The organism is Pseudomonas cichorii (genome assembly GCF_019719005.1).
Classification (GTDB): domain Bacteria; phylum Pseudomonadota; class Gammaproteobacteria; order Pseudomonadales; family Pseudomonadaceae; genus Aquipseudomonas; species Aquipseudomonas cichorii_E.
On record NZ_JAIGPJ010000019.1, the window covers coordinates 53,103 to 59,588 of the forward strand.

The 6,486-nt window shown below is 55.9% G+C and carries 6 protein-coding genes; 3 read left to right on the plus strand and 3 right to left on the minus strand.

Features of this window, described 5'->3' with window-relative positions:
* Positions 1–29 precede the first annotated feature (29 nt).
* Positions 30–1,127 carry a fatty acid desaturase family protein gene (locus tag K5D32_RS15250; protein ID WP_221592838.1) on the minus strand — a complete coding sequence of 366 codons (1,098 nt, stop codon included), beginning with the start codon at positions 1,125–1,127 and terminating at the stop codon, positions 30–32.
* Between the two features lie 178 nt (positions 1,128–1,305).
* Between K5D32_RS15250 and K5D32_RS15255 the strand changes: the two genes are divergently transcribed.
* Positions 1,306–2,364, plus strand: coding sequence for a LacI family DNA-binding transcriptional regulator (locus K5D32_RS15255; RefSeq protein ID WP_221600843.1), 1,059 nt, complete (start codon positions 1,306–1,308; stop codon positions 2,362–2,364).
* A gap of 131 nt (positions 2,365–2,495) precedes the next feature.
* Positions 2,496–2,993, plus strand: coding sequence for a hypothetical protein (locus K5D32_RS15260; protein WP_221577784.1), 498 nt, complete (start codon positions 2,496–2,498; stop codon positions 2,991–2,993).
* A gap of 404 nt (positions 2,994–3,397) precedes the next feature.
* Here the strand turns inward: K5D32_RS15260 and K5D32_RS15265 are convergent, their stop codons facing one another.
* Together K5D32_RS15265 and K5D32_RS15270 are read right to left on the minus strand one after the other, a co-directional pair.
* Complete coding sequence (locus K5D32_RS15265) at positions 3,398–3,775, minus strand: hypothetical protein (protein ID WP_221600845.1); 378 nt, start codon at positions 3,773–3,775, stop codon at positions 3,398–3,400.
* A 16-nt stretch (positions 3,776–3,791) separates the two neighbouring features.
* Positions 3,792–4,571, minus strand: coding sequence for a DUF4198 domain-containing protein (locus K5D32_RS15270; protein ID WP_221600846.1), 780 nt, complete (start codon positions 4,569–4,571; stop codon positions 3,792–3,794).
* 314 nt (positions 4,572–4,885) lie between these two features.
* On the opposite strand from K5D32_RS15270, the gene K5D32_RS15275 reads away from it, so the two are divergent.
* Positions 4,886–6,442 carry a sensor domain-containing diguanylate cyclase gene (locus K5D32_RS15275; protein ID WP_221592846.1) on the plus strand — a complete coding sequence of 519 codons (1,557 nt, stop codon included), beginning with the start codon at positions 4,886–4,888 and terminating at the stop codon, positions 6,440–6,442.
* Positions 6,443–6,486 lie beyond the last annotated feature (44 nt).

Genomic DNA, 6,486 nt, shown 5'->3' on the forward strand with positions numbered 1-6,486 from the left:
TTTCGTGGGGGGGGGGCAGCGAGGTGCGTTCAGGACTCGGCAAGCACCTGTTCACTGGTTTCCCGGCGTGGCTGCAATGGACGGCGAACGAAGTAGGTCGGGTCCTTGCGCTGTTTCAAGACCGTTGGAAGGATCTCCCTGAAAGCCTCGAACAGGCTGCGATAGGGCGGCGGACAATCGTCGACTATTTCGGCATGAAGTTGGGCCAGGGCGTGATAGGGCACCATGGGAAACATGTGATGTTCCAGGTGATAGTTCATGTTCATGTAGAGGAACCGAAGCACAGGGTTCATATAAATGGTTCGGCAGTTAGTGCGGTGGTCCAATGTGTCTTCGGCCAGCCCTACATGTTGTGTAATACCGAAAAGATAGGAAAGCCAGCCGCCATAAAGTGACGGTAGACCGATAAACATCAACGGCAGCCAACTGTGCAGATAGAGTGCGGCCATGATGGTCAGGGCATAGATCACCAGCCAGATCCGCGCCGCACGAAAGACCTTGGGCAGCTCGGATTCAGGGATGAAATCCCGTTCTTCATCACTCGCATGGCCCTGGGCATGGCGCAGGACACCGCGAAAGGTTTCCAGTGCGCGGGGCAGGCTGAGCAGGTTCAGAAACATCTTCAACAGGCTGGGCGGACGTGGTTCGACGATCTCCGGGTCCCGGCCGACGATGATGGTGTCGGTGTGGTGACGGGCATGGCTCCAGCGCCAGACATGGGGCTCGAAGATGCACATGAAACTGGCAATGTGATAAACGACATCATTCATCCAGCGGGTCTTGAAGGCCGTGCCGTGGCCCGTTTCATGCCAGCGGGCATTGGAGGCGGTGCCATACAGCACGCCATAGACAATGAAAAACGGCACGCAGGCCCAGCTTCCCCAGAACCAGTAGCCACCCCAACCGGACAGCCCCAGCGTCAGAAACCACAGCGCGGTATCAAGCAGGGCCGGACCATCGCTGCGTTGCATCAATTCCTTCATGCGCTTGCGAGGGACAGGGCATTGATACCAGGTGGCCGAGACCAGACCTTTTTGCGCGGCACGTGCTGCCTCTGGACCGGTCAGTCGATAATCCCGGCGCTTGTATTGAATATCCTGTTCAAAGGCTGAATCGTGTTCAGGCATTTTATTATTCTCCGCAAGCATGTTTATTGTTGGAACTTGCCGCGATGTTTGTTTGATTGCATCGCTGGAGAAAAGAGTAGGCAGTTGCAGTAAGTCACTCAATCCCTTGAATTCATTCTCTATCAAGCTATCATCCAGCCCCGGAGCGGAATGATAGTTTTCTATCAAGGGATCAACGATGAATAACAAGAAACGTCCTACCATTGCCACGGTGGCCGAGCGCGCCGGATTGAGTGTTGCCACCGTTGACCGGGTGCTCAACGACAGGGCACCGGTCAGCCCGCAAACGGCCGAGCAGGTGCTGCAAGCGGCCGAGTCGGTCGGTTATTTCGCTGCCCGGCTGATCGGCCAGCGAATCCGTGAGCGTCGCCCTCACTATCGCTTTGGCATTCTGCTGTTGGGCACGGCTCAGGAGTTCTACGCCAACCTTGCCGCTGCCATCAATGAGGCTGCTCGGGCCTGGACCGATGCCAATCTCAGTTGCCACTTCGAGTACATCACCGACCGTACCCCGGCCGTGATTGCCGGACAGATCGAACAACTGGCAGTGAAATACGACGGACTGGGCGTCGTCAGTTTCGCTCATCCGCTGATCAATCAGACCATTCAGCAGATACGCGCCGCCGGGGTGCCGATAGTGGCCCTGCTGTCGGACTTCCACGAGACCCCGCAAGGGCCTTATGTCGGTCAGGACAACCATTCAGTTGGACGCACCATGGGCTGGCTGGTCGCCCATATCTCGGGTGCCCGCGAAGGATGCGTCGGGGTGCTGATGGGAGGCCATCGCTTTCTCGGGCATCAGGCCCGGGTTGACGGCCTGCGCAGCTACCTCACGCAACACGCACCGCACCTGCGCCTGCTGGAGCCGCTGGTGAACATGGACAACGATGACATCACCGAAGAAGCCACCCTCGACCTGCTGGCCCGCCATGACGACCTGCGCGGACTGTGCGTTGTAGGCGGGGGCGGCGACGGCATCATCAAGGCACTGGCCCAGTTACCCGAACGGCCGTCGATCTGCAGCATTCTGCTGGAGTCGACGTCCAGCTCGCATAGGGCGCTTGAGCAGGGAGTAGTCAGCCTGGTGATCGATTCGCAGCCACTGCTAATCGGCACCTCCCTGATCCGGTTGCTGGTCGAGTTGCAGGAGGCACCCGTCTTTGATCTAAAGCGGCATTGTGTTCATGTGCCTTTGCAGATAGTGACGAGTGAGAATACTGGGGCTTTGGGCTGTTGAGGCATGGCCGATGCTTTTGGATTTTGAAAAGGCATCCTGCGGACTTGATCGGAGAATCCTTAACTCAGCACTATTGCTTACCACAAAGCAGTCGATAACCAACTTGCTTCCTTTCCTCGTTTTCCACCGGTGTGAAATTGATCAAACCCGTTCTATTCTTATGCTTGGCCTTGTTGACGGGCTGCGTTGGTCACTACCAGCAGCCAGCACCAAACGCTGCGCATGCAACCCTGATTGCCAAGTGGAGCACCAACGCCCTCATTTCTGGAGGCTTCCAGGCGTACGATGCGTATTATGACAACCGTTGCACCGACACAGACGAAACCGGTGTACTGGGTGCCGTTTCGGAGTCGGAGCCCGAAAAAAATCGATTCTTTATCAAGCCTGATCGACGTATTTACTTGATCGCCGTGAGCTCGGGCACAAAGATCCACCAGCCCACCCCGGGTTCACTGATTGGCAAAACCTGTTTGAACGTCAGCAGCTTCGTTCCCAAAGCTGGAGCGACCTATCAGATGAGCCAATCAACCCCTGAGCAGGGTTGCTCGTTAAAAATCCTGGACATGCATACTGGTCAGGTGCCCGAAACGCTTGTGGTAGAGACAGTTACCAAAGAATGTGGTTTGTAGCGATTGCCAGAATGCATGCGCGAGCATAAACCCGCTTATGCTTAAAAATTAGGAGTCCGCTTCGGGCCGAAAGATGGCCTTCCGGCGCATTGGTGCTCATCGGTATCGTTGTTCGGGGAGAGCGGTATCCACTCGAAATGCTTCAACCAATTCGCAGTGGACTGCGTGGTGTCTCTATTTAACGAACTTGCATGGTGAGTAATTAACGCAGGCTGCTAAACCCGATCACTGATGAGCAGTGACCGGCACAGCCTGGAGAGCCAAAAACACCCACTCAAGGGGCTGGGATTTTCTAGGAAACTTCGTGCGGATGATAGGGACAGGTCCGTAAGAAATGTCCTGCAAGCAGGGCATTTTCGTTAGTTTAAGTAACATCGATCACCCACAAAGCCACCTTCAAACCATCACGGAACCTTGAACCGCGCACTGACCTTGGTCTTGCCGTCCGCCAGAGTCAACAGGGCGCTGACCCGTGATCCCGATTTGAAACTCACGCCCCGGCTTTGCAGTTGATTGCCGCTGAGCGCAACGATATCGGTCTTTGTCCGGGCATGGCGGGTGGTGATGGTGAGCACGCCCGTGACATTCGCGGCACTGACGGGCTCATCGTGATCAGTCAGGTACAGATCGACCGTATCGCCCTCAGCAACCATTTCAATGGCGACCAGCCCGGCATCCTCGATCAGGCCACCGTGCTGTGGCTGGGGGACACCATGGGCACTGGCCTGGCTCATGAGCAGGGCGCAGGTCACGGCCAGCAGGGTCTGGAAAACAGCTTTCATGACAAGGCTCCATCAATCACTTTTTGTTCAGACGAGCGATTTCCGAAGCCGGCAGGCTTGAGTCGGCTCGGGGCAGAGGCGCAAGGCCGGTATCCTTGTGGAAGGAAAGCGACGAGCTATAGGCCAGGATGTCGTATTTTTCCTTGTTGCCATCGATCCCGACACGCTCACCGCCCTCCGAGCGGTCGCGGTATTCGATACCCAGCACATAGGTGCCTTTCCAGGGCAGCTTGAAGCTGACCTTGCCTTCGCCATCGGTATTGGCCAGCAGCACCCATCCTGAGCCGGAAGACAGTCTCACCGGAACATTGCCCAGCGGGTCGTGCAGGTGAAAGACCTGAAACTCCACTTCATCGCCCTTTACGACGCCTGTCGGCACGATATCCAGGTCCAGTTCGGGCTCGCGTACACGAAAGTCGCTGACCCAGCGGGTGGCTGGCGTCCAGTAGGCGCTGACGGTCTTGCCTTCGTCCTTGACCTGAAAGATCGGATACTGCTTGTCGAAGGCCAGCCATGAATCATTCTTGCCTGGCTTCTGAGCAACCGAAAAGTGGTCGCGCTCGAGTTTCATTTTCAGCGGAGTCGTGCCTGATGCACTTGTCCACTGAGCTTCCAGTGCCTTGAAGCGATCCATGCCGCCAGGAGTGACCTCCAGCATATTGCTGTCATATTCGCCGTAGTAGAAGGTCATGCTGCGGTCCGGGGCTTGCTCGAACCAGATCTGGTGAGCCTGTGCCGTGTGGGCTGCAAGCAGCAGTGCCGAAGCGGTAAGCAAGGTGCTCAGGGTTTTCTTCATGACGGTTTCATGTCCATTGGGTCAAGTCGGCCAGAATACCCAGCGAAAGCTTCGGTGTCAGGCTTGTGGGAGCTTTTTCGAAGGCAAGGTCATGATCTTGTTTCCCGTTTTTTTCGTATGGGCTCAAAGGTTTTTCCGTTCAAGGTCGGAACACGTCTACTGTTCCAATAGGGAAATATGGATACGGGATGTGAGCAAATCTTGGAAATGATGGCGAAAGAATGGTACAGGGTGGGTAAAAATCATGAGTACGCAGGTTCAATGATGAATCCGTGTGCGTCGAACATGTTTTCAACCTGCCTTGGAGGCTGCCTTTGAAGAGTGATCTTCGACTTGCCTCGTTACTGATTTTTGTTGTGTGTCTGTGCGTTGTGTTACTGACGGCATGGCAGATAGTGACGGTGCGCCAGAACACGCTGGTTAATATCGAAACCAACACTGTCAACCTCACCAGCGCCCTGAGCAACTACACCGAGGGGATGTTCAGGCAGAGTGAGCTGATGCTGGTCGGCCTTATCGAAAGGGTCGAGAAAGAGGGTGTCGGCGAAAAGCAGATCGACCGTCTGAGATCGGTGGTTGCCCAGGAAATGGTCACACTGAAACCCTTGAACAGCGTGGTGTTGTATGACGCGCAAGGCAATGGCATTTTCCTGAGTAACCGGCATATCCCGAGGATGGGGGGTGAAGATCGAGAGTTCTTCATGTACCACAAGGAAAACCGCGACCGTGGAGTGTTCATCGGGCCTGCCTTTCGCAGCCGAGTCACCAATGCCTGGCTGGTTTCGATCAGTCGGCGGATCGATAATCCTGACTCGAGCTTTGGCGGGGTCATGCTGATCACCATCAGCATCGATCATTTGCTCAACTTCTATTCCAATATCGATGTCGGGCATACCGGGGTCATCAGCCTGAGTTCGTCTCAGGGACGGTTGCTGGTCAGGTATCCGTTCCGCGAGGCGGATATCAACCGCGACCTTTCCTCGGCACCGATTTTTGCCATGACCCGCAAGAATTTGTCCGGCACGGCCGAGTTCATTTCCAATGTGGACGGGGTTGATCGTCTCTACGCTTTCAAGAGAAGCGAGCATTACCCGTTGGTGACCACAGTTGCGGTGGGTCGGGAAGAGGCCATGCAAATCTGGTGGAACCAGGCCCGCCAGTCGATAGTGGTGGTGCTGGTGTTGTTGGGATTGCTGGTTGCGTTGGGGGTTCGCCTGATCAGTCATCTTCATCGTCGCATACGGGCCGAAAACGAATTGCTGGTTTCCCAGGCTGCGCTGATCGAACTGAACCAGAGCCTGGAGCTTCTGGCTTCTCAGGACAAACTGACGGGCCTGGCTAACCGCAGGCGCTTCGATCAGTTTCTGGATATCGAATTCAAGCGCGCCAAGCGTGACCGGCGTGCCTTGTCGCTGATCCTTATCGATGTGGATTACTTCAAGCTTTATAACGACCATTACGGCCATCTGGCGGGTGATGAGTGCCTGAAGACCATCAGCCGAATCATCGAACAATGCATCAGACGCCCCGGAGACATGGCGGCCCGCTATGGTGGTGAGGAGTTTGCGGTGGTGATTCCGGATACTGACGAGGCGGGTGCCTGCGCGGTGGCGGAGGCCATTCTGGAGCAGATCCGTACTCAGTGTATCGAGCATATATCCAGCCCCTTCAACATCGTGACCATCAGCCTGGGGGTTGCAACGCTTGCGCAGCGCAATGAGCCGGTGAATCAGGAAGGGTTGATCGAACTGGCCGACCGGGCGCTGTATTCGGCCAAGTCACAGGGCAAGAACCAGGTGAGCATGGCGTCGAAGTTCCTTCTCGACGCCAGCCCGGCCTGGTCACAGATCACGGCAAGAAATAATCCGTAGCGAATCGGGCGGCGCTCCGCTTATTCGCGAATGAGCGGAGCGCC

Bases quoted from the DNA above. Each gene is read 5' to 3' on its own strand.
- K5D32_RS15255 (WP_221600843.1), top strand. From the start codon at position 1,306: ATGAATAACAAGAAACGTCCTACCATTGCCACGGTGGCCGAGCGCGCC.
- K5D32_RS15265 (WP_221600845.1), bottom strand. From the start codon at position 3,775: ATGAAAGCTGTTTTCCAGACCCTGCTGGCCGTGACCTGCGCCCTGCTC.
- K5D32_RS15270 (WP_221600846.1), bottom strand. From the start codon at position 4,571: ATGAAGAAAACCCTGAGCACCTTGCTTACCGCTTCGGCACTGCTGCTT.
- K5D32_RS15250 (WP_221592838.1), bottom strand. From the start codon at position 1,127: ATGCCTGAACACGATTCAGCCTTTGAACAGGATATTCAATACAAGCGC.